Consider the following 280-nt stretch of genomic DNA (forward strand, 5'->3'; position numbering starts at 1 on the left):
TTGGGCTTACGGCGTGGGAGCTTTTCACTCCCATTATCGCTACTCATGTCAGCATTCGCACTTCTGATACCTCCAGCATCCTTTACAAGACACCTTCGCAGGCTTACAGAACGCTCTCCTACCATATGGATTAAGGTACAAGTACCGAAAAACATATCCGCAGCTTCGGTGACTGGCTTAGCCCCGTTACATCTTCCGCGCAGGACGACTCGATCAGTGAGCTATTACGCTTTCTTTAAATGATGGCTGCTTCTAAGCCAACATCCTGACTGTTTTAGCC

Annotated in this window: 1 rRNA gene; it reads right to left on the bottom strand. The window is 48.6% G+C overall.

From position 1 onward, the window contains the following. Positions 1 to 280, bottom strand: a 23S ribosomal RNA gene (locus F1735_RS34875); the annotation flags it as partial.

Origin of the sequence: Massilia genomosp. 1 (genome assembly GCF_011682185.1) — a bacterium.
In the GTDB taxonomy this organism is placed as follows: domain Bacteria; phylum Pseudomonadota; class Gammaproteobacteria; order Burkholderiales; family Burkholderiaceae_D; genus Telluria_A; species Telluria_A rubra.